The organism is Bdellovibrio sp. ZFWA1 (assembly GCF_056175665.1).
In genome coordinates this window covers 1,462,568-1,484,748 of record NZ_JBJKJH010000001.1, presented here as the reverse complement: position 1 = coordinate 1,484,748, position 22,181 = coordinate 1,462,568, and the positions used below count along the sequence as shown (strand labels likewise).

The 22,181-nt window shown below is 43.2% G+C and carries 19 protein-coding genes and 1 pseudogene; 17 read left to right on the top strand and 3 right to left on the bottom strand.

Annotated elements, in window-relative coordinates; all coding sequences use genetic code 11:
- Positions 1-43 precede the first annotated feature (43 nt).
- The 16 genes and pseudogenes from AC04MN_RS07175 to AC04MN_RS07100 all read left to right on the top strand — a co-directional run bounded on the left by AC04MN_RS07175 (position 44) and on the right by AC04MN_RS07100 (position 17,280).
- Entirely contained in the window at positions 44-970 is a 927-nt protein-coding gene (locus AC04MN_RS07175; protein ID WP_475382502.1) for a Rossmann-fold NAD(P)-binding domain-containing protein, read from the top strand.
- On the top strand, positions 961-2,469 hold the full coding sequence (hemC, locus tag AC04MN_RS07170; RefSeq protein ID WP_475382501.1) for a hydroxymethylbilane synthase: 1,509 nt from the start codon (positions 961-963) through the stop codon (positions 2,467-2,469). Before AC04MN_RS07175 ends, hemC begins: the two co-directional genes overlap by 10 nt.
- Positions 2,457-3,740, top strand: a complete 1,284-nt coding sequence (hemL, locus tag AC04MN_RS07165; protein WP_475382500.1) for a glutamate-1-semialdehyde 2,1-aminomutase — start codon at positions 2,457-2,459, stop codon at positions 3,738-3,740. The genes hemC and hemL overlap by 13 nt, the downstream gene beginning before the upstream one ends.
- The gene (locus AC04MN_RS07160; RefSeq protein WP_475382499.1) at positions 3,733-4,584 is read left to right on the top strand and encodes a sensor histidine kinase; all 852 of its coding nucleotides are present in this window, start codon (positions 3,733-3,735) and stop codon (positions 4,582-4,584) included. The genes hemL and AC04MN_RS07160 overlap by 8 nt, the downstream gene beginning before the upstream one ends.
- Positions 4,581-5,273 carry a response regulator transcription factor gene (locus tag AC04MN_RS07155; protein WP_475382498.1) on the top strand — a complete coding sequence of 231 codons (693 nt, stop codon included), beginning with the start codon at positions 4,581-4,583 and terminating at the stop codon, positions 5,271-5,273. Before AC04MN_RS07160 ends, AC04MN_RS07155 begins: the two co-directional genes overlap by 4 nt.
- A 34-nt stretch (positions 5,274-5,307) precedes the next feature.
- Complete coding sequence (locus AC04MN_RS07150) at positions 5,308-6,330, top strand: uroporphyrinogen decarboxylase family protein (protein ID WP_475382497.1); 1,023 nt, start codon at positions 5,308-5,310, stop codon at positions 6,328-6,330.
- Positions 6,327-7,679, top strand: a complete 1,353-nt coding sequence (gene hemN / locus AC04MN_RS07145; RefSeq protein ID WP_475382496.1) for an oxygen-independent coproporphyrinogen III oxidase — start codon at positions 6,327-6,329, stop codon at positions 7,677-7,679. The genes AC04MN_RS07150 and hemN overlap by 4 nt, the downstream gene beginning before the upstream one ends.
- Positions 7,676-8,908, top strand: coding sequence for a protoporphyrinogen/coproporphyrinogen oxidase (locus tag AC04MN_RS07140; protein WP_475382495.1), 1,233 nt, complete (start codon positions 7,676-7,678; stop codon positions 8,906-8,908). The genes hemN and AC04MN_RS07140 overlap by 4 nt, the downstream gene beginning before the upstream one ends.
- Positions 8,905-9,951, top strand: coding sequence for a ferrochelatase (gene hemH, locus AC04MN_RS07135; RefSeq protein ID WP_475382494.1), 1,047 nt, complete (start codon positions 8,905-8,907; stop codon positions 9,949-9,951). The genes AC04MN_RS07140 and hemH overlap by 4 nt, the downstream gene beginning before the upstream one ends.
- Before the next feature lie 106 nt (positions 9,952-10,057).
- On the top strand, positions 10,058-11,368 hold the full coding sequence (locus AC04MN_RS07130) for a D-alanyl-D-alanine carboxypeptidase (RefSeq protein ID WP_475382493.1): 1,311 nt from the start codon (positions 10,058-10,060) through the stop codon (positions 11,366-11,368).
- A 13-nt stretch (positions 11,369-11,381) separates the two neighbouring features.
- On the top strand, positions 11,382-11,942 hold the full coding sequence (locus AC04MN_RS07125; protein ID WP_475382492.1) for an ankyrin repeat domain-containing protein: 561 nt from the start codon (positions 11,382-11,384) through the stop codon (positions 11,940-11,942).
- A 23-nt stretch (positions 11,943-11,965) separates the two neighbouring features.
- Positions 11,966-12,406: a DUF2147 domain-containing protein gene (locus tag AC04MN_RS07120; RefSeq protein ID WP_475382491.1), complete on the top strand. Its 441-nt coding sequence runs from the start codon at positions 11,966-11,968 to the stop codon at positions 12,404-12,406.
- Positions 12,403-13,287, top strand: coding sequence for an acetyltransferase (locus AC04MN_RS07115; RefSeq protein ID WP_475382490.1), 885 nt, complete (start codon positions 12,403-12,405; stop codon positions 13,285-13,287). Before AC04MN_RS07120 ends, AC04MN_RS07115 begins: the two co-directional genes overlap by 4 nt.
- 197 nt (positions 13,288-13,484) lie before the next feature.
- Positions 13,485-15,188: a HAMP domain-containing methyl-accepting chemotaxis protein gene (locus AC04MN_RS07110; protein ID WP_475382489.1), complete on the top strand. Its 1,704-nt coding sequence runs from the start codon at positions 13,485-13,487 to the stop codon at positions 15,186-15,188.
- A gap of 176 nt (positions 15,189-15,364) precedes the next feature.
- Positions 15,365-16,960: pseudogene (locus tag AC04MN_RS07105) on the top strand (methyl-accepting chemotaxis protein); the annotation flags it as partial.
- A gap of 143 nt (positions 16,961-17,103) precedes the next feature.
- Positions 17,104-17,280, top strand: coding sequence for a hypothetical protein (locus tag AC04MN_RS07100; protein WP_475382488.1), 177 nt, complete (start codon positions 17,104-17,106; stop codon positions 17,278-17,280).
- A 61-nt stretch (positions 17,281-17,341) separates the two neighbouring features.
- On the opposite strand, the gene AC04MN_RS07095 is transcribed toward AC04MN_RS07100, so the two are convergent.
- Together AC04MN_RS07095 and AC04MN_RS07090 are read right to left on the bottom strand one after the other, a co-directional pair.
- Positions 17,342-18,979 (bottom strand): DEAD/DEAH box helicase, encoded by a 1,638-nt coding sequence (locus AC04MN_RS07095; RefSeq protein WP_475382487.1) that lies wholly within the window; start codon positions 18,977-18,979, stop codon positions 17,342-17,344.
- 79 nt (positions 18,980-19,058) lie between these two features.
- Positions 19,059-19,874, bottom strand: coding sequence for an alpha/beta fold hydrolase (locus AC04MN_RS07090; protein ID WP_475382486.1), 816 nt, complete (start codon positions 19,872-19,874; stop codon positions 19,059-19,061).
- A gap of 65 nt (positions 19,875-19,939) precedes the next feature.
- Here AC04MN_RS07090 and AC04MN_RS07085 point away from each other — a divergent pair, with 65 nt between their 5' ends.
- Complete coding sequence (locus tag AC04MN_RS07085; RefSeq protein WP_475382485.1) at positions 19,940-21,091, top strand: CCA tRNA nucleotidyltransferase; 1,152 nt, start codon at positions 19,940-19,942, stop codon at positions 21,089-21,091.
- A gap of 29 nt (positions 21,092-21,120) precedes the next feature.
- Here the strand turns inward: AC04MN_RS07085 and AC04MN_RS07080 are convergent, their stop codons facing one another.
- Positions 21,121-22,179 carry a protein-glutamate methylesterase/protein-glutamine glutaminase gene (locus AC04MN_RS07080; protein WP_475382484.1) on the bottom strand — a complete coding sequence of 353 codons (1,059 nt, stop codon included), beginning with the start codon at positions 22,177-22,179 and terminating at the stop codon, positions 21,121-21,123.
- Positions 22,180-22,181 lie beyond the last annotated feature (2 nt).

The following is a 22,181-nucleotide window of genomic DNA, read 5'->3' as shown; positions in this document are numbered from 1 at the left end:
TCTCTTATTTTGTAAACTCTTTTGGTCTGAAGATGACAATGTAATGACAATTCAACTGGTAAATTGCGCTACAAAAGATCACATGGAAGATATACTTCTGGTCAACCGAAAATCAAATCATAAAGCGTTCGAGCATGGCGCAGTTTGGAAAACTTGCTTAAGACAAGTTCTGATCTGCGACGAGCAAGAACTATGCGAGCACGCATTGCTCGATAACGATTTGGTTTTACAAGGTGAAGACGCCTACCACTTCCTGATTGAAGTTCTTTGCGGACTCCAGTCGCCCATCATCGGAGAAACTGAAGTTCTAGGCCAATTTCGTCTATTTGTAGAAGCACGAAAAAGCGCAGGCGACACTCGTTTCTTCGAAAACCAAAAATGGCTTCAGTTTGTATTCTCCGAGGTAAAAAGAATCCGCACTGAACACTTGGTCGGGATTGGCTCACACTCCTACGGAAGTCTTTTACGACGGTTTTCCAAAGAAAGTGACAGTATCAGCCTTTTGGGATCTGGTCATTTGGCTTCAGAAATTATCCCATGGCTTTCGCACAAAAAAGAATTATCAGTTTTTGCTCGTTCACCTGAAAAGGCGTGGCCTTTGAAGGAAAAGATACCCCACTTGCAAGTTCATTCTTTGAAGTGCCACCAAGAGCTTAACGAGACCATTATTATTGCTGCGCCGATCAGTGATGAATTCCTAGTTGCCAAAATACTAAATTCGAAGCACAAGGTCAGAACAGTTTATGATCTTCGAGGAGAACTGAATAATTTGGAAATGCTTCTTTCCAAAGAAGTTGGCTCGCAAATTCAAGTGATCCCCCTAAAAGAATTCTTCAGCACCCTTGAACATCACAAACTTGAACTTGAAAACAAAGTAAAAGAAATACAGGAAATCATTCGTGAGCGTTCATTGGCCTTTGTTAATCGCATCGAGCTCCGCCCTCACGGGTGGGACGATATATGCGCTTAAAAATATCCGCCAGAAAAAGTGATTTAGCTCGACTTCAAGCCTACACAGTCGGTGAAGCTCTTCAAAAAAAAATTCCAACTCTTCAGGTCGAATATCGATTTAAAGAGTCTTTAGGTGACATCAACCTTCATGATCCTTTGTGGAAAATTCCCGAAAAAGGTGTCTTCACAGAAGATTTTTTTGGCGAGCTGATAAATGGTGACACCGATATGGTAGTGCACTCTTGGAAAGACCTTCCTACGGAAGGAAAAGCCGAAACATTTATTGCGGCAACGCTCCCCCGTGCTGACCAACGCGATCTTTTACTTATTAAAAAATCAGATTTTGATAAAATTAAGTCGTCTAAAAGCATCAAGGTCTTTAGCTCCTCTCCTCGACGCTCGCACAACTTAACTCCTTTTTTTAAAACTCATCTGCCGTTTGCACTTTCAAATGTTGAGTTTCTGTCTGTGCGCGGAAATATTCCAACACGCATTCGCAAACTTTTGGAGGATCAAGAGGTATCGGCGTTGATTTTAGCCAAGGCCGCACTGGATCGTCTTTTGTCTGCGCCTCAATCCGAGTTTAGTGACGTACAGCAAACACTCAAAACTTACCTTCAAGACCTTGACTGGATGGTTCTACCCCTATCAGTAAACCCAAATGCGGCCGCTCAAGGAGCCTTGGCTATTGAGATCCGCAAAGATCGAAAAGATCTTGCCGAAGTACTTAAGCTTATTCATGACCCGGCTACTTTTGAAATGGCTCAGGCAGAACGCGATGAGCTTTCAGCTCATGGCGGAGGCTGCCATCAAAAAATTGGTATTTCATTTTTAAAGAAAGACTACGGAATCATAAAAGTTCTAAAAGGCCTCACCAGCAAAGGCGTGATTCTTGATGAAAATACTTTAATCAATCAAGAAACCCCACGCTTTAAACCTGAAGAGATGTGGTCAGACCGCGAACACAATAGCTACTTCGATCACGAAAATATTGATTATACCATTCCTGAAAATAAGGCTCTCTTTATCGCTAAAGCGGATGCCGTTTCCTCGGCTCTGCCAAAACACACTCTATTATGGACCGCAGGATTGAAAACCTGGGAAAAGCTTGCGCAAAAAGGTTACTGGGTGCATGGATCTTCCGAAAGCCTCGGAGAAACCGAAGACGCCGACATGGATATTTTAGCGAAAGCCAAAAATCAAAAACTTGAGTGGATCAAGCTAACTCACCTGGATGGCTATCAAAGCAACTTCCAGATCGTTAAGACATATCGTCTGATTCGCAACTCTGTGGCCTTTAACTTTAAAAATATTAAATCTTTTTACTGGAGCAGCGGAAGCCTATTTTTAGCTGCAGTAACAGAGCACCCCGAAATCCTGAAAGCCCATCATGCTTCTGGTCCGGGCAATACCGCCAAGATTATTCAGGCATTTATGGCCAATCGAGGTATTGACTCTGTAAAACATCATCAAGTCTTCTTAAATGAAGAAAGCTGGAGGAATTCATGTCAAATCTAACTTCTGAAGCCCTATTTGAAAGAGCAAAAAAAGTAGCCCCTGGCGGCGTTCATTCTCCGGTTCGTTCCTTTAAAGGCATGGATCGATCTCCCATCTTCTTTACTCATGGTCAAGGTGCATACCTGACTGATGTCGAAGGTAAAAAATATATCGACTTTTGCCTTAGCTTTGGACCATTGATTCTGGGGCATTTAGATTCCGAGGTCAAAGAGCAGGTTCATAAAATGGTCGACACTGCGTGGACATTTGGTGCGGCAGAAGTTTACTCTTTAGAACTTGCTGAATGGATTACGCAAAACATTCCTGCAGCAGAAAAAGTTCGTTTTGTTTCTTCAGGCACCGAAGCGGTGATGAGCGCCTTGCGAGTTGCACGAGCCGCGACAGGACGTAAAAAGATTTTAAAATTCGAAGGATGTTACCACGGACACGTGGACTCTTTACTTGTTAAAGCGGGCTCTGGTCTTGCTGGGGAAGCAGCTTCATCAAGCGCAGGTGTCCCTGCGGAGACAGCATCTCATACATTGACGGTGCCTTTGAATGACGAATCTTTAGTGCAAGCCGTGTTCGAACGCGAAGGACATGAGATTGCGGCTGTTATCGTCGAACCCTTGCCGGCAAACTACGGTTTGTTAGTTCAAAGAGTTGAATTTCTAAAATTTCTTTCTGATATCTGTAAAAAGCATGGAGCCCTATTGATCTTTGACGAAGTAATCTCGGGATTCCGAGTAGGTCTTGGCGGGATGGCTGAAAAGACAGGTATTAAGCCCGACCTAGTCACTTATGGAAAAATTATGGGCGGCGGCTTCCCTGTTGGTTGCTATGGCGGACGTAAAGATTTGATGGATATGGTCGCGCCTCTGGGGCCAGTCTATCAGGCGGGAACTTTAAGTGGAAATCCCATCGGCATGGTCGCAGGATTGACGACACTTAAAAAAATGCAACGTGAAGATGGCTGGAACAAACTCGAGCAAAAAACAGCTCGATTTGTAAATCTTTTGCGCGAAGGTTTCGCTAAATACGATATTCCATTAAAAGTAGAACAATACGCATCCCTGTTTTGGATTCATGGCAACCTTAACGGCACGATACGAACGATCGAGCAAATTCCTGCCGATCAAGGCACTAAGTTTAAAGGTCTTTTCTTGAAGGCCTTAGATAAAGGGGTTTACTTGGCTCCGAATGCCTATGAAGTAGGATTCGTATCAATGGCCCATACTGATGCCATTTTAGAAGAGGCCGCTCAAAAAATTATCGAGGCGGCTCGTGGCTAACAAACGAAAGTGGGACATTCAGTTAATGCTAGCAGTGATCTGGGGGCTTTTTACGTCCTCGATGGTCACGTGGTGGTGGATCTGGTTTTTGAAAATGGCAAAGCCTTTAAACCCAGAGCATCGCATGTTTGCATGGGAAGGTTCCATTTTGCTGACAGTTGTCCTGATCGGCAGTATTTATTTAGTTATCTACGCATGGAGAGACCGCAGTCGGCACGAAAGACTAAAGCTATTCTTCTCGACCTTCAGTCATGATATTAAAACATCAATCACACGTCTTCGACTTCAAGCAGAAGTCTTAGAAGAAGAATTTGAAAGCTCGAAGAATCCCGTTTTAAAAAGACTCTTACAGGATATCTCTCGACTGGACCTGCAATTAGAGAACTCGTTACTGCTGGCCAATGTTGAAGATACTCGCTTGTTTATTGAACAAGTAAAACTAAGTCAGATCATTCAAAGTCTACGCAGCGAATTTAGTGATTTAAATTTAGAGCTTTCGACGGATGCTATGCTGGATGTTGACCGCCGTGCGTTCTCTAGTGTCCTTAGAAATATCCTGCACAACTCTATCCTGCACGGAAAGGCAGACAAGGTCACAATCAGCACTAACCGGTTAAATCAAACTGAACTAGAAATTAAGATCGCCGATAACGGCTTGGGCTTTAAGGGTGAATCGCAAAAACTTGGCAAAGAAATATTAAATTCGCAAAGCCAGCACAGCAATGGCCTGGGATTAACCCTGAGCTATCAATTAATAAATAAAATGGGCGGCAAAATTAAATTTGCCTCTGAAGCACACTCAGGTTTTCAGACGACTCTTCATTTAAAAGGTCACACCCTATGAGAAAAATTCTTTTAGTTGAAGATGATCTTAGTTTAGGGGAAACACTTCGAGACCGCCTCTCGAAGGACTACACCGTATTTTGGGGAAGAAATTTTGAAGAGGCCTGGAGCTATTTCCTAAAGAACAAAGACCTCGAACTAGCCATTCTAGACGTAGGCCTTCCTGACGGAAACGGATTTGATCTTGCTAAAAAAATGAAGGCCGAATCATCAATACTTTTTCTTTTTCTAACGGCTCAGGCTGATGCTGAAAGCCGCCTTCAAGGTTTTGAAATCGGCGCTGAAGAATATATTCCTAAGCCATTTCACTTAAAAGAACTTCTAATTAGGGTGAAGCACGTTCTAGACCTTCACGTTCCCCACCGTGAAGTGATTCTTGATGAGTGCACACTGAACTTTAGCGATATGTCAGTTAAAATGAAGAATGGAAAAATCGAATACCCCCCGTTAACTGACATGAAAATTCTGCAGCTTTTGATAGACAAAGCGCCGCGCACTCTTAGCCGAGATGAAATCATCAATGAAGTTTGGGGCGTCGACAAAATGCCTAGTCATCGCACCATCGATAATATCATCGTGCGCCTAAGACAGATGCTCAGCGATGATGGAGACAAATACATTCGATCCGTGCGCGGAGTTGGCTACCAGTGGTCCACGACGGCCCAGAGTCAGGATGACGGTACAATTTAAATTTATTTTTTAAACCAGATATAGAAAGAACTTTATGAACTCACTTTTTCAAAATGCGATCAAACGAATTCCCCAAAACACACCTCCCATCTGGTTTATGCGCCAAGCGGGCCGTTATCATTCCCACTATCAAGGATTGCGCTCGAAATACAGTTTTGATCAAATGTGCAAACAGCCCGAGTTAGCAGCGGAAGTAGCCATGGGCCCGATCATGGATTTCGATTTTGATGTGGCCATTTTATTTAGCGATATCCTTTATCCTCTAGAAGCACTAGGAATGGGTTTGGAATATACAGATCATGGTCCGAAGTTGGGCTTTCAACTGACACCAGACACTTTATCTAAACTTGGCTCAGTGGAAAAAGCTGTGGATTTCATGCAATTCCAAAAGAAAGCTGTCATCGCAACCCGCGAACAGCTTCCTAAAAATAAATCCTTAATCGGCTTTGTTGGCGGACCTTGGACACTATTTGTCTACGCAGTAGAAGGAAGCCATGCCGGTTCCTTGATTCAATCTAAGAAACATCTTCCAATGTTTGCACATTTTTTAGAAAAGATGGAAGCTCTACTAATTAAAAACATCCAACTTCAATTTGAAGGCGGAGCAGAAGTTGTCATGATCTTCGACACCGCTGCTGGTGAAGTGTCTCCGGCTGTATTTAAGCAATACATACAACCAGTTCTATCGCGTTTATCAAATTTATATCCGGGAAAATTGGGATATTACTCAAAAGGAACTCAGGCTTCATTTTTCGACAGTGCATTCCTAGAACTACCTTGGGCGGGAATGGGTTTTGATCATCGCTGGAATCTTGCGGATTGCTTTAAATTAAAGAAGTCAGGCTTTGTCCAAGGAAACTTCGACCAGTCTCTACTTCACATGGAGACCGAGGATTTCAAAAAGGCTCTTGAACAGTACATGCTGACATTTAAAGACATGAGCATCGAACAACGAGCCGGTTGGGTTTCGGGCTTAGGTCACGGTGTTTTACCAAAAACACCAGAAAGAAACGTCAAATTATTTATCGAAACTATCCGTAAGGAGTTCTCTAAATGAAATCTATGACGGAATTACTGGCTCGCTACGATGTTCCAGCCCCCCGCTACACCTCATATCCAACGGTTCCTTATTGGAGCGAAACTCCTAGCCAAGAACTTTGGATTAAACATCTTAAAGAGACTTTAGCGAAGTCTGATTCTTCGTGGTCTCTTTATTTACATATTCCGTTCTGTGAGTCGCTTTGCACCTTTTGTGGATGCAACAACATCATCACCAAAAGTCACTCTAAAGAGGTTCCTTACGTAACCAGTCTTTTGAAAGAATGGGAACTTTATCGAACTCTAGTTCCCGAATTTATGTCGAAGCCTTTGAAACACATCCACCTTGGTGGTGGTACTCCAACATTTCTATCGGCTGAAAGTTTGACTCATTTACTATCGCCTATTCTAAATCCAATTTCTAAAGTTGACGATTTTGAGGCTTCTATCGAAGTAGATCCTCGTAGAACCTCGAAAGAACAACTTTTAGCTCTTAGAAAATTAGGTTTCAACCGTGTCTCGATGGGAGTCCAAGATTTTCACCCCGAGGTACAACGTCTGGTAAATAGAATTCAGCCCTTTGAAATCACCGCACAGCTAACTAAAGACGCCCGAGATATGGGATATACGTCTGTTAACTTTGATTTGATCTATGGCTTAGCAAAGCAAACCTTAGAGACCTTCAAACACACGACAGAACGCACGATTGAACTTCGCCCGGATCGTATTGCTCTCTATAGCTTCGCTTTGGTCCCATGGATCAAACCAGCTCAAAGACTGTTCAAAGACGAAGATCTTCCGAAGGCTGAAGAAAAACGCGCTCTGTATGAGTTGGCTCGCAAGATGCTAATCGATGCCGGGTATGTTGAAGTCGGCATGGATCACTTTGCACTTAAAACTGATAATTTGGCTTTAGCTCAGGACAAGAAACAACTTCATCGCAACTTCATGGGATATACTGATCAAAAGTCAGATATTCTGTTGGGCCTTGGTGTGAGCTCTATTTCCGAGACTCCACTTAGCTTTCATCAAAATGAAAAAGTACTTCCTCTTTATGAAGCCGCACTTGAAAAAGGACAACTTCCTACTTTAAGAGGCCACATTCATAATGATGAAGATTTAGTTCGACGAAATCAAATATTACAGCTTATGACCCAGTACACTGTTAACTTTGTCTCCGAAGCACAACAGTTGCAGGCCCAAGAGTTTTTAAAGCCTATGATCGAAGATGGATTAGTACGGATCGAGAAGCAAAGCTTAGTTCTTACCGAACAGGGCCGGCCCTTTTTAAGAAATGCTTGTGTATTTTTTGATGAAAGACTTAAGGTCAAACAACCTCAAACTAAGATTTTCTCTCAATCAATATGAAGCCTGTTATACATGTGATAGGGGCCGGAATTTCCGGCCTCTCTGTTGCAAAGATTCTTGCTGAAAATAATTTCGCTGTGCATGTTTACGATAAGACAAATCGGCCTGGCGGCTTTATTTCAACTTATAAAAATGAATATGGAATCGCTGAAAGTGCGGCGAATTCCATATTGGTAAATCAAGCGACTATCGAATTTCTAAATGCTTGCAAATGCCCGTTGGTGCATCCTCAAAAATTCGCGCGTCGCCGTTTCTTATTTAACGAGACTCCGACCCGCTGGCCCCTTGATTTTATTGAAAGCCTGGCCTTTGCAATCAGAGTTTTTTTACGGGTTTTGGGCGGCGGCAAAAAAGCTTTCCGGCCTTTACCGCGAGAAACCCTGCAAGCCTGGGGAAATCGGGTCCTAGGACAGAAAGCCACTACATATATCCTGGGGCCGGCTATGCAGGGAATCTACGCCGGAGATCTCGATCAACTTTCAGCATCGTTAATTTTAGGCCCTGTTTTTAAAAAGAACAAAAAGAAATACTTGGGTATTGTCTCGGGGCCCAATGGCATGCAGGACATTATTGAAGCTATTTATAAAGCCTGTCTTGAACACAATGTGCATTTTCATTTTAATCAAACAATCCCAGATGGGGTTCTCAAGGATTTGCAGACCAATCAAGTTATCATTGCAACATCAGCTAGTGAAGCGGGCGCCGTCTTAGAAACAACTCATCCCAAATTGGCAATGCAGTTAAGCTCGATTCCGATGAATAGCATCGTTAGCTCAACCCATTTTTTTAAGCATCCAGGCCATGAATATCAAGGATTTGGGTGCTTGATTCCCCGAGGCTTTGGAATTTCGACCCTAGGTGTACTTTTAAACTCTTTCATTTTTCCAGGACGTGATAAATACCACAACGAGACCTACATCATGGGGGGCGCTACAGAAGGCAAAGTGGTCAACCTTGACGAAGGGGAAATAAACAGTCTTGCTAGGGCCGAGAGAAGTAAGATTTTTGGCACTTCGGAAGCACCCATTTACTCAAAGGTATTTTATTGGAAGAAAGCCCTGCCTCATTATACGATCGAACTTGAACAAATTCTTGAAAACCTTGTCATACCTCAAGGAGTTTACCTTCATGGTAACTATTTAGGTGGAATTGGGATAAGTAAAATAATTGATCGTTCTAACGAAATTGCCACGGATTTAATTAAACGCTTTAATGGGGCTTCTAAATGACTACAGGAATACTTGTCACAAATATCGGAACTCCCGACTCATATGAAGTTTCGGATGTGCGAAGATACCTGAAGACCTTTTTGATGGACAAAAACATCATTTCAATTCCCTATCTTATTCGTTGGCTATTGGTCCATGGGATCATCGTTCCGAAAAGAGCCGCATTTTCAGCAGAAAACTATAAAAAGGTTTGGACATCCGAGGGCTCTCCTTTGTTGGTTTACACAAAGCGCTTCCAACAAAAACTTCAACAGAAATTGGGGTCCCAATTTATAGTCGAATTTGGAATGAGTTACTCTAATCCCAATATTGAAGCTGGCTTACAAAAACTGCACAACCGAGGCGTCGACCATATTATTGTCATTCCTTTATACCCACAATTTGCCCAGGCCACGACCGGCTCTGCAATCGAAGACACACAAAAAGCAGTCGCAAAATTAGGGATCAAAACAAAGATTTCGTTTGCTCCTGATTTTTACGATGCGGACTTCTTTGTCGATGCTCAGGCTCGCTTGGCTGTCGAAAGCTTAGAAAAGGCCTCAAAAGACTTCGCAGCCGTAGATCACTGGGTCTTTTCGTTCCATGGACTTCCAGAAAGCCAAATTAAAAAAGACAAAGCATGTTCATTAAACCTAGATTGTTGCACTCGTCAAAGCTCTTGCACTCGACGATGCTACAGGGCTCAATGTTTTGCGACTGCAAAAAAACTTGCGGCAAAAATGAAACTCTCTGATTCAAACTATACAGTCACTTTTCAAAGTCGACTTGGCAAAGCAGAGTGGATTAAACCCTACACAGATAAAACAGTTCAAAAATTAGCAGAATCGGGAATTAAAAATTTAGGTATGATTTCCCCTGCTTTCGTTACAGATTGCATTGAAACCCTGGAAGAACTTGCTATCGGAGTCAAAGAAACCTTCGAAGAACACGGTGGCCATAACTTCTATCTTGCCCCTTGCGTGAACGACGACTCGCTTTGGGTTCATGGCTTTGCTGAATGGGTTCAGCAATTAAGTACTGACAATTTACGGCCTCGCGAGTAGAGCATAGACAGTTCTAGCCCCTCTGAACTTCAACTTCGCATGTCTCATAATGGCATAGTTATTGTAAATCCCGTGAAAGACGCCGAAAGGGCGACTGGGAGCAATTATGACGTTATTCCGTACTGTTCGCAAAATAAAGCTTGGTGCTATGACGATCGCATTAGGACTCACGGCGGGGACCGCTAACGCAAAGACCTCTGTCAATGCTATGTGCTATCTAAGCCCAAATTCTAGTAAAGTTGTCGGCTCTAATACGGACAAAGAGTTTGAACTTGCAAGCACATCAAAAGTCGTTACCAGCTTCTGGGCTCTTAGCGTCCTAGGCCCCCAATACCGATACAAAACTCGCGTTCATATCAAAAAAGCATCTAATGATGCCTACGATGTTCATTTAGAAGGAAGTCGTGATCCTTTCTTTAACAAAGAAATGGTTTACTTCCTAGGTTCTGAACTTCAAAAATTAGGCATCAAAAAAATTGAAACCTTAAGCTACGACGAAAACTTAGAAATTTTCTGGCGTGTTCGAGAAAAAGGAATGGCTGCGGCAAGAAGCTTTGACCCAACTAATGAAGCCGTCACTGCTATTTTAAATGATGCATTTGTAGCCAATGGATTCAATCCAAGTGCCTACCAAACTGTAAGCAAACAGGCTAAAGAACTTAGCGTGACAATGGTCCCAAAGGCAGAAGTGCGCGCGCGAAAAGTCAGCTTCTTAAAGAAGAGTGACTTTTACTCAAATAAAGTTGCTGACTCAAAAACATTCTTTATTCAATCTGCACCGCTTTATAGAATCCTAAAAGAGATGAATATCTACTCGAACAACTATGTTGCCGAAATGATTTTCCGTCGCTTGGGCGGCAATACCGCCTTCGAAAAATTTGCGGCGACGGCGTTAAAGGCAGACGCATCAGATATATCGTTCATCAACGGCTCGGGCGATTCAGAATATTCTGATATGGATACACAACATCCAGCCTCTATCAATGGCAAATGGTACAACAAAGCAACTTGCAATACGATGATTCAGATTCTTTTGAATATGCGTAAAACTTTACAAAAAAGTGGCTTAGATATCGATGACGTCATGGCAGTATCTGCTAGTGATGCTCGATCTACTCTTGGCGGACGATACGCGGGATTGCCAAATACAGTGGTTGCTAAGACAGGATCCGTTGATCCTGCGATTGGATTGACCGGTCTTATCGCCACCGAACAAGGAGACGTCCTTTTTGCTGTTCTTATGAAAACGGAAGGTAAAGCGGACTGGGGACCCGCCAGAAATTACATCCGCACCGAAGTTGGAAAAATCATTAACAAGCACGGCGGGGCCGCAAAAGTAAAATATACTCCGGTAGACTTTTTGCCCTTTGATTCAAAATCAGGACTTCAAGCAGAGCTAACGCCTGTTAAAATTTAGAAATGAGGACTTTATGAAAGCTCTATCTTCTGCTTTGATTATATTAAGCATGTCCTTGCTATGCTTTGCTGGTGAAATTAAAGATTCTAAAGTCAGCCCCGAATCTGAATTTTTAAACAAAGCCGAAGTCGGAGACACCGCTGCGCTAGATAATTTACTGAAATCAAAATCTGTTAAAATTGACACTCAAGGCGATCAGGGCTTAACTGCACTGATGCAGGCTGCCGTGATGGGGCACATGGATACAGTCAAATTTTTAATAAAAAATAAAGCGAATTTAGAAATCAAAAACGAAATCGGTGACACGGCACTAGCAATGGCAGTCAGCAACGAACAACTTGAAATTGCAGACGAACTGATAAAAGCGGGTTCAAAACTGGATATCTCTTGCGGCGGCGAAGGAAATACTTTGTTGATGTGCGCAACGCAAATCAATGACGTCAAACTAATAAAATTAATCCTAAAAAAGCATCCCAAAGAAAAACAAAAGAAAAATAAAGCCGGTGAAGACGCTACGTCTCTTGCAAAGACGTTGGGAACAAAAGAAACTAAGAAGGCATTGGGCCTTAAATAGACAGAGGCCCGAAGGGGCCTCTAATGTTATCAAGTTTAATCTTAATTATGTCCATGGCCATGGGCCAATCAACACCTGTCGGTTATTGGAAAACTATCGACGACGAGACTAACAAAGAAAAAGCCATCGTTCAGATCTATAGCGAAGGCGAAACCCTGTCCGGGAAAATCGTTTATATTTACCCAAGCCCCGACAAACCGGCAAATCCCTTATGTGAGCGATGTTCTGGCGAATTTAAAAACAAGCCCGTCCTTGGTATGCGCATTATGTGGAGTCTAAAGAAGTCAGATTCAGATGCGAAATGGGATTCCGGAGAAATACTAGATCCAAATAACGGAAAGATATATTCATCAAAAATTGAACTTTCAAACCAAGGCAACGACCTTAAAGTTCGTGGATTTTTAGGATTTTCTTTACTTGGCCGAACTCAAACTTGGAAGCGATGGGATAAAGCGACGCCATGACATTCGTTTACGGTATTATTTCGATATTCTTTTTTGCGTTAAATACAGTTTTTTGGTCATCTGTTTTTTTTATATTTTATTTTTTAAAGTTTATAACTCCTACAAAAACTTTAAGAAAGCTCAACTATAATTCTTTATTAAAGCTTGCCGCCCTTTGGATCAAAACCAACAACCTTTACATCGATTGGATACTGCCCACTCGAGTTCACGTCTCGGTTCCAAAGGATCTTTCGGAACAGAAATCATATTTAATAATTTCTAATCATAGCTCTTGGGTGGATATTCTTATATTGCAGTATGCCTTCAACAATAAGACGCCTTTTCTTAGATTTTTTATCAAAGATAGCCTCAGATGGGTCCCACTATTGGGACAGGCATGGATGGCCCTAGACTTCCCCTTTATGAAAAGAAACTCTGGCGCCTCAAAAGCTGTTGGCGGAGAACGGCGCAATCGTGATTTATTAGAAGCAAAACGGGCCTGTGGTCGGATGCTAGGTAAAAATGTCAGTGTTCTTATTTTTCTGGAAGGCACTCGCTTCACACCTGAAAAGCATGCTGCCAAAAATTCAGTCTTCCGTTTTTTACTGCCACCCAAATCTGGCGGGACGTCGGCAGTTTTAGATGTTCTCGGTCCTCAAATTGATTGTCTAATCGACTCGACAATTTTTTATGTTGGCGGCCCAAAAAGTTTTTGGCAATTCATGTGTGGAAAACTTCGTGATGTTCATATCGAAGCTCGGACTTTACAAATTCCAACAGCCTTTAAAGACGGATCCTTAGAAAAAAACAAAGACCTTCGGCTGGAGTTGCAGGATTGGTTCAATCAGATTTGGAATGATAAAGATAAAAAAATCGACCAAATTACAAACAAGAAGACATAGTAAGCTCTTTTTTGTTTTAACTCTAAATCGTATTTATTAGATCCAAAGATGAGTATTAATTTGAGACTGGACTTAAGCCCATTAAAAGCCAGACATCTAAGCCGCATAATGATTACTAGACCTAAACTTTTCATTCAATAAGTCGATACTTATAAAGTACTTATAAAGTACTTAAGAAAAAATATAAGGATTCTATTATGAGCAATATTAAGTCTTGGTTTGTGGGCCTTAGAGGAAAATTAGTTTTTGCTGCGTTCATTCCGCTAGTTGCCTTCATTTTTATCGGATTCGTCGCAATCTCTGGCACGGACAAACTAAGCAATATGCTTAACGAATCTTACGCCGACGAACAACCTTCAATTATAAGCTTAAGCGACGCACTTCACGCTCGTGCTTCAGTAGGATATTTTCTTTGGGCCTCGTACGGAACTTTCGACAATGACAAGCTTCGAGAAGACTATCTTAAGAAAACTGAGACAAATATCAACGCCTTTGAAGAGGCGGTGAAAAAGTACGAATCCACTCCTTCAACCCCCGACGAGCTTGCTGCTTGGTCTCCAGCTAAAGACAACTACGCCGATTTCATTAAATACTCAAAAGAATCTATGGCTTTGCTGAAAGAAAATACACCATTAACTCGCGAACAGGCTTTAAAACTGATCGCTGGAGGCCCTTGGCAGAAAGCTGCTATCGCCTTTAGAAAAGGAGCCGAAGGAGTTTTGGATAAATACAAAGAAACAGCCCAATTGAATCTAGCGGCTCAAGCCAAGCTAAAGGCCGAAGTAAAAAACTTATTATTGCTCTCTTCATTGATCGCAATTTTCACTACCTTCGGTGTGCTTCTCTGGATTGCGTACAGAACTTCAAGCTCTGTTTCATCAATCGTAACAAATATTAACCACTCAGGGTCTCAGGTCAGTGCTGCTATTGAACAATTAACAGCCGCAGGAATGAATCTTTCGCAAAGTTCCACCAACGCCGCCGCGTCCCTGGAGGAAACCGTCGCTTCGCTAGAGGAGATGACTTCGATGGTACAGATGAACTCGGACAACGCCAAACAAGCAGCTGCACTCTCGGTCAATTCTATCGAGACAGCTACGCGAGGAGAAGTCGAAATTAAGGTGTTGGTCAATTCGATGCAAGACATCTCTGATTCCTCAAAGAAAATTGCCGAGATCATTCACGTCATCGACGACATCGCTTTTCAGACAAATCTATTAGCCCTAAATGCGTCTGTCGAAGCGGCACGCGCCGGCGAGCACGGAAAAGGCTTTGCCGTGGTAGCCGATGCTGTTCGAACATTAGCACAAAGATCGGCAACTGCCGCAAAAGACATCGCTTCACTGATCAAAGAGTCTGTTGAAAAGATTGAGCATGGAACGGTTGTTGCCTCCAAGGGTGGAGCTGTGATGTCAGACATCGTTGTAGCTGTTAAGAAAGTTTCTGATCTAGCAAACGAAATAGCCGCTGCCTCTTCAGAGCAAACAACGGGCATTCAACAAATTTCGAAGGCTATGAATCAGCTAGATCAAAGCTCGCAGTCTAATGCCGCATCTTCAGAAGAAATTGCATCGACTGCAGAAGAGATATCTTCGCAGGCCCTTCAGATGCAAACTCAAGTTGAAAATCTAAGCGCTCAGATTTCGGGGACAACTGTTATGACTGGCCCCACTCCGGTAGCTGTGCAAAAATCTGAAAAGAAAAAATTCGATTCATTTAAGCCAGTTGCTGCCAAGCCAGAAGACAAGAAGCCATCTCAGAATAAAAAAATCGTAGAGTCGAAGCCTGCCCCTCAAACTGTTGCATTAACGGCAAAGTCATCCCCAAGTAGCTCGAAAGATATTATCCCTTTTAATGAGGATGATGGTCGCGGAAATATTGGAGACGCCTCTGGCTTCTGATTTTGTATTAATTTTGAAGAGATTTAACGTTCGCTTTGTTTAAATTTTGAAATTATTTAGACTCAAGTAATAAAGAGAGACTCCGAAAAGAAAATGTACTCCTTTACACTTCTTTTCGGAGTTTTTATATGTTCAAATCAGGAAATTTATCCATCAAAATGAAGTAAGCTGGAGCAACGAATCGTGAACTGACTACTCAAGAACTGAAACACCTTCTAGTCGAGAACAAACATCTTATCGGCACCTGGGTTGGCTGGGAACCAAATGCATGGGATGGGAAAGACGCCGAGTACGTTGGCAAACCCGGCCACGACAAATCAGGCCGCTTTGTTCCTTATTGGTCTTACGACAAAGGCACCGCCTATGTATCTCCACTATTAGATTATGACAAACAAGGTAGTGGCGACTACTATCTGGTACCACTAGCCAGACAAAAAGAAACCGTCGTTGAGCCCTATCTTTACGATATCGCAGGTGTCCCAACATTAATGACATCGTTAACAGTTCCCGTAATCAAAGATGGAAAAGCCTTAGCTGTTGCGGGTGTTGATATTGGCCTTAAGGAACTTCAAGATAAAGTTTCTAAAGTTAAACCCTATTCTGATTCTCAGGCCTATATTGTTTCAAACTCTGGAAACTGGGTGACTCATGAAAACCCTGAATTAATCACAAAACCTGCAGAGTTCGAATTTGAAAATGATAAAATCAAAGCTGCTATTGCAAAAGGCGAGATCGTTGAAATCTCTGGTAAAGATCCCAAAACTGGCCAGGAGTATTTATTTGTGTCTTATCCAATTACAATGGCTGAGTCGGGCTTGCCATGGGCGATGGTAATTAAGACACCGACAAAATCAGTTTTTGCGGCTGCAACAAAAATGCTTTACTCACAAGTCTTCATTTCATTTGCAGGTTTGGTCATCTTACTAGCAGCCGTTTTCTTCGTCGCGACTTACATTTCAAAAGTTATCAGCGATCTTTCAGCGCAGCTAGCCTCATCGAACGGTCAAGTCACAAATGCCATTCACCAACTGACCTCGGCAGGAGTCAATCTTTCGGAGGCCTCTAGTGCATCAGCAGCCTCTTTAGAAGAAACTGTCGCCTCCCTTGAAGAGATGACATCAATGGTAAAAATGAACTCTGAAAACGCAAAATCCGCGGCGGCCCTATCGACAAGTTCTTCCGAAGCGGCTGTCAAGGGAGAGCAAGAAATTAATGAATTGATTATCAGCATGAAAGACATCTCAGAATCTTCTAAGAAGATTGAAGAGATTATCAACGTGATTGACGACATTGCATTCCAAACAAATCTTCTCGCATTAAATGCTTCGGTAGAAGCAGCTAGAGCGGGAGAACACGGAAAAGGCTTTGCCGTAGTTGCTGAAGCAGTTCGTTCATTAGCTCAAAGATCTGCTGTCGCTGCCAAAGACATCACGGATCTAATCAAGGAATCTGTACATAAAATTGAGCGCGGAACAGACAAAGCAGATAAATCTGGCGAAGTTCTAAAGACTATTGTTCATTCGGTTAAGAAGGTCTCTGATTTGAATAACGAAATTGCAGCCGCATCTGAAGAACAAGCTGCTGGAATTCAGCAGATCAGCAAGGCTATGAACCAACTTGATCAAAGCGTCCAATCAAACGCTGCCTCTTCAGAGGAAATTGCGTCCACCGCAGAAGAAATTAATTCACAGGCTAAAAATATGGCCGAGGTTGTTCACCACCTAAATGAAGAAATCTATGGCGAAGACAAGGACTACAAAGCCGCCAGCTAAAAATAAGCCCATAACGAAGAGGAGCTAGTTTATAGCTCCTCTTTTTTTGTCTTATTTTGAGATGGCCCCTACAATGGTCCAGAAATTCTCCGATAAGAATGCTGAGTGAGCTTCAATTTGCCTCACCTCAAGGAGAAAACGTTATGAGCAAGCCAGCAAGAACTCAGCCCCACAACTTTGCCACCAACTGGGATGATCCAAATCCTCACACCCATTCACTATCACCCTTTAAGCGCGAGGGTAAAAAATCTTACGGCAAAACACCACACAGTGCTCGTTCAACAAACCTGAGTCTTAAAAGTATGAAGAAGACTGGATGAGGTCTCTCTTGTCGGCCCAAAATAAAAAAGGGACCTTTAGGTCCCTTTTTTATTTATTAAACTAACTCCCGAAAAGCTTTTTAAAGAATCCAGTGATCTTTTGTCCCAGGCTCTGTTGCTTTTTGACGTGAGCATGATGTGCATGCTTAACGTGTTTGCCCTTATGCGGACCCTTGTGACCTTGTTGAGGTCGTTGCGCATGTTTATGTTGAGGCTTCGATCCTTGAGCTTGAGATCCATGAGGTCTTGAATCATGTCTCTTATGCTCTGGTCGACCAGCGGAAGGACCTTGTCCTGGACGACGCTCTTGTTGCGGACGCCCTTCAGATCTTTCACCACCGCGTGAATGGCGACGATCGTCTCTACCACCATCTCGGCGAGGTCCACGACGATCATCACGACCACCTTCGCGACGGCCACCGCCACCACGACCTTCTTGGCGAGGTCCTTTGTCGAACTTACGATCTCCACCATAACGATCTTCACGAGGGAATGGTTTAAACTCTGTGACCAATTGATCATTTTCCAAGAAACCAATTTCAAGTTTTGTTTTCACATAGTCTTCAACACGAGATAACGACTCAACATCCTTATCACCAACTAGCGAGAAGGCCTTTCCTTCTGCGCCTGCACGGCCAGTACGACCGATACGATGAACATAGGATTCAGCATCTTGAGGCATTTCATAGTTGATAACCATGTCGACGCCTTTGATGTCCAACCCACGAGCCGCAACATCCGTTGCGACCAAGATATTCATCTGGTTTTCAGCTTTAAAAGACTCAATCACTTTGTTGCGTTGATCTTGAGTCAACAAACTAGATATCGCCATCGCTGGGAAGCCGTTGTCTGTCAAAAACTTCGCGATTCTTTCTACGTTCATTTTAAAGTTCGAAAAAATAATCGCCTGCTTCGGCGCATGTAATTTCAGCAAAGATAAAAGATGTTGAGGTTTTTCATCCCCACCGACATGGAAAATCTGATCTTTCACGTTGTCCGCTTTTGTCTGATCGCGGCTGATATTGATCTCAACAGGCTCGGCACCATACTGGTAAGCCGTCGTTAGAACCTCAAAGTTCAAAGTCGCACTAAAGACCAAGAACTGTCTTTTCTCGGGACTTCTTTGAAGAATAAATTTCATATCATCTTTGAAGCCCATATCGAACATACGATCTGCTTCATCAAACACAATCGCTCGAACTTGCTTAAGATCCACCAAGTGTTCTTTGTACAAATCGATCAAGCGCCCAGGAGTAGCCACGATAAAGTCCAAACCCGAAGACAAGGCTTCTTTTTGTTTGTCGTAACCAGTTCCGCCGTAAATAGCAAAACCCTTCAAACCTGAAAACTCTGAAAGCTTTTGAATGTTCTCTTGAACCTGTTCCGCCAGCTCACGCGTAGGAACAAGGATCAAAATAAAGTTGTTCGACTTCCAATCAGCAAAAGCTCTTTTTTCAATCAAAGCTTTTGTCTCTTCGTTGACTTCACCCTGAACTGGGCGCGCGCGAAGAATTCTTTCCATCAACGGAATCAAGAAAGAAGCTGTCTTCCCTGTTCCTGTCTGTGCAAGACCCGCAACATCTCGTCCATCTAAAATTGGTTGAGCGGCTTGTTCTTGAATCGGTGTGCAATCCTGATATCCGATCTTTTCAATTGCTGAATGCAATTCAGGATGTAGATTCAATTCTGTAAATTTCAATGTAATACTCCATTACTTCTGCTGGCCAAATTAACTAATTAACAATTTAAGGTAAGATTCACGGCAAAGATACCTGCCGTTAGAATCCCCCGACGAATGACTTGATGGCATCTAAGAAAGCCTGAGGTTGATCGGAATGCACCCAATGGCCAGCTTGGGGAATTTCGACGCCTCTAATGACTTCGTTCAAGTCGAGCATTTTGTGGTAGTTCTCGCGCGAAAGTTCCTGAGAGTTCTCTCCGCGAATCAGCAGTGTCGGCATCGATAAGGACTCCACTTCATCCCAACGATCTCTATTGCGCCCTGCTTTGACTGATTCTATCATTGCGTCCTTGGAAAATCTCCAGTTCACGCTTCCGTCTTCTTTCTCTTCCATATTCGAGTAGAAGTACTGAGCCAAGACCATCACTGGCTCTCGAGTCTGTGCCTTATTCACAAACTCGCCCATAAAATATTCACGAGCTTCAGCACGGCTTCCAAATGGGGTTGGAACCATACCCAATAAATACTCGTAATACTCATGCGCCGGAGGTTTCCCCTCGGCACCAATGTCCTCAATCACTAATTGGGACACGTACTCAGGAAATCGGCTCGCGAAATTCAGCACATTTCGTCCGCCCATTGAATGCCCGATAAGGATAATCTTCTTCCAGCCCAGTTCGTCTAGGATGGCCTTGAGGTCATTAGCGTAATCCTCAGGCGCATATCCCGAACTTGGCTTCATCGAACGTCCGTGACCACGTTGATCAAATGTCAAACAACGCTCGGTGGACTCGAGGCCAGAAACGATTTTTCGCCAGTTATTCCCGTACCCCATCAATCCGTGTACAAAAACCCACTTGCGACCCTGTTCTGGACCATAAAGCTGAAAGTTGAAATTATCCAAAAATGCCATGGTCGCACCTTAACAGAGGATACTTCCGTTGCCAATTTCCAGTCTTATGGTTTAAATAGATTTCTATGAAACCACAGCTCCACGAGGATTGGATTGATCCTTATGCCCTTCGAATTGTAAGAACCCTCCAAGATGAGGGCTTTGAGGCCTATTTGGTAGGGGGTTGTGTCCGCGATTTGCTGGCAGGCATCCACCCAAAAGACTTCGATATTGCCACCAACGCTTCGCCGCAGCAGGTCAAAAAGAAGATTCCCAATGCTTATATCATCGGAAAACGCTTCCGCCTCGTTCTTGTAAAGCGCGGCGACACTCAATTCGAAGTCGCCACATTCCGCCGAACGGCCTCCAATGATGAAATCAATGCTGAAGATAACACAGTCGAAGGCGATAACTTCTTTGGGACCGCCGAAGAAGACGCCAAACGCCGAGATTTCACAATCAATGGCCTTTTTTATGATCCAGGCAAACATCGCCTGATCGACTACGTGAGCGGAATCAAAGACATAGAGTCTGAAACTTTACGAATGATTGGTGATCCGAAAACTCGCTTCATCGAAGACCCAATTCGTATTCTTCGTGCAGTTCGCCTTTCACACAAGTTGGCATTTCGTCTTGAACCCGAATTGCGAGCCGCGATCATTGAAACCGCTCCGGAACTTAGGAAGTCCGTCTTACCTCGTCGTCGGGAAGAGTGGCTTAAAATCTTGCGTCTGCCTGAACCACGCCTCACTTTTCAAGAACTCTTTGATCTTGGGGTCCTTCACGAAGTACTGGCGGGCCTTCATTTGATCTATGAAAACCCAGATAAGCATCACATCTTTGACTCTTATCTTAATCGCTTTTTTGAAGTTGGCATAAACGTTCACGATCCGATCGAGTCTTTCTCGGGCTTTATGTTAGCATTTATGAAAGCACAGTTAAGCGAGGAAGAACTAAACTTCGATAGTCTTGAGATAGATCAAGGCCTCAACTTTTTTATGCGAGAAGAGCTGGGAATGTTTAAGCTCGAGATGGCGGCTATGTTCCGCGCTTTACAGCTTATCAACGGGCTTAAAAAAATTGAGACTTATCAAAAACGCGGCGAAAGACGCAAAGTTGCCTTCTTAAGCCACGACGCATTCCCCTTGGCATTGAAGTTAGGCCAAATGGACTTTTCGCTAACACCAAACGAAGTGCATTTTTGGCAGGAGCAACTAAAGATTTTTGGTCTTGAATAAAAAAAAGATGCCTTTCGGCATCTTTTTTTTTAAGCCGCATTCCTTTCGGAAACGACATTTAAAATTTCTCCGGCAATTTTATCTAGTGGAAGAACTTTATCAGCCGCCCCTATGTTTACCGCTGCCTGAGGCATACCGTACACCACACAAGTTTCCTCATTTTGAGCAATAGTATACGCACCCGCTTTTTTCATCTCGAGCAAACCATCAGCGCCGTCTTTACCCATTCCAGTAAGTACAACACCAAGAGCATTTTTACCTACATACTTCGCCACTGACTTCATCAAATAATCAGCCGCTGGACGCACGCTGTGCATTGGCGCCTCTTGATGCAACTTTACGTAGTAGTAAGCACCTGAACGAGTCAGCTCCATGTGAAAGTTTCCAGGAGCCAGCAGCACCCGACCTGGCACAACTTGATCTCCTTCTTGCGCTTCTTTGACTTCAAATGGAAACATCTTATTTAAATTCTCGGCAAAAGATTTCGTAAACCCTGGCGGCATATGCTGCACAATCAGCGTTCCTGGAATATCTGCAGGCATGCCCGCTAAAAAGACCTTTAAAGCCTCGGTTCCGCCGGTCGACGAAGCAACAGCGACAACTTGGTGAGTTGTTCTAGCCAGCGACGTACTTTTAGGTTTTGCGATATTAGCACTTGATAGCTTAGGAGCCGTCACTGGTTGAATTCGAGCCTTCGCAACCCCGCGCACGCTTTCAAGAATAGTCTTGGAAAGTGATTCCAATCCTGTACTGACATCGATCGACGGCTTTTCTAAAATTTCAATTGCCCCTGCCTCCATGGCTCGGAAATAAGTTTCAGATCCAGTCTTAGCCAACGACGAAAAAATAATAGTTCTGGTTGGAAAATGCTGCATCACCTTTTCAAGAAAGCTGATCCCATCCATTCGAGGCATTTCCACATCTAATGTCATCACATCGGGTTTCAGCTGGACCAATTTATCACGAGCGATATAAGGATCCGTTGCCGTTCCCACAACCTCGATATCCGGAGCCGCAGAGAAAATCTTTTCCAGAAGTTTTCTAATCACCGCAGAATCATCCACAATTAATACTCTGATTTTAGACATAA

What these genes read in the sequence shown, in the direction of transcription:
- AC04MN_RS07175 (WP_475382502.1), top strand. Translation starts at nt 44, where the DNA reads ATGACAATTCAACTGGTAAATTGCGCTACAAAAGATCACATGGAAGAT.
- hemC (WP_475382501.1), top strand. Translation starts at nt 961, where the DNA reads ATGCGCTTAAAAATATCCGCCAGAAAAAGTGATTTAGCTCGACTTCAA.
- hemL (WP_475382500.1), top strand. Translation starts at nt 2,457, where the DNA reads ATGTCAAATCTAACTTCTGAAGCCCTATTTGAAAGAGCAAAAAAAGTA.
- AC04MN_RS07155 (WP_475382498.1), top strand. Translation starts at nt 4,581, where the DNA reads ATGAGAAAAATTCTTTTAGTTGAAGATGATCTTAGTTTAGGGGAAACA.
- AC04MN_RS07150 (WP_475382497.1), top strand. Translation starts at nt 5,308, where the DNA reads ATGAACTCACTTTTTCAAAATGCGATCAAACGAATTCCCCAAAACACA.
- hemN (WP_475382496.1), top strand. Translation starts at nt 6,327, where the DNA reads ATGAAATCTATGACGGAATTACTGGCTCGCTACGATGTTCCAGCCCCC.
- AC04MN_RS07140 (WP_475382495.1), top strand. Translation starts at nt 7,676, where the DNA reads ATGAAGCCTGTTATACATGTGATAGGGGCCGGAATTTCCGGCCTCTCT.
- hemH (WP_475382494.1), top strand. Translation starts at nt 8,905, where the DNA reads ATGACTACAGGAATACTTGTCACAAATATCGGAACTCCCGACTCATAT.
- AC04MN_RS07130 (WP_475382493.1), top strand. Translation starts at nt 10,058, where the DNA reads ATGACGTTATTCCGTACTGTTCGCAAAATAAAGCTTGGTGCTATGACG.
- AC04MN_RS07125 (WP_475382492.1), top strand. Translation starts at nt 11,382, where the DNA reads ATGAAAGCTCTATCTTCTGCTTTGATTATATTAAGCATGTCCTTGCTA.
- AC04MN_RS07120 (WP_475382491.1), top strand. Translation starts at nt 11,966, where the DNA reads ATGTTATCAAGTTTAATCTTAATTATGTCCATGGCCATGGGCCAATCA.
- AC04MN_RS07115 (WP_475382490.1), top strand. Translation starts at nt 12,403, where the DNA reads ATGACATTCGTTTACGGTATTATTTCGATATTCTTTTTTGCGTTAAAT.
- AC04MN_RS07110 (WP_475382489.1), top strand. Translation starts at nt 13,485, where the DNA reads ATGAGCAATATTAAGTCTTGGTTTGTGGGCCTTAGAGGAAAATTAGTT.
- AC04MN_RS07100 (WP_475382488.1), top strand. Translation starts at nt 17,104, where the DNA reads ATGAGCAAGCCAGCAAGAACTCAGCCCCACAACTTTGCCACCAACTGG.
- AC04MN_RS07090 (WP_475382486.1), bottom strand. Translation starts at nt 19,874, where the DNA reads ATGGCATTTTTGGATAATTTCAACTTTCAGCTTTATGGTCCAGAACAG.
- AC04MN_RS07085 (WP_475382485.1), top strand. Translation starts at nt 19,940, where the DNA reads ATGAAACCACAGCTCCACGAGGATTGGATTGATCCTTATGCCCTTCGA.
- AC04MN_RS07080 (WP_475382484.1), bottom strand. Translation starts at nt 22,179, where the DNA reads ATGTCTAAAATCAGAGTATTAATTGTGGATGATTCTGCGGTGATTAGA.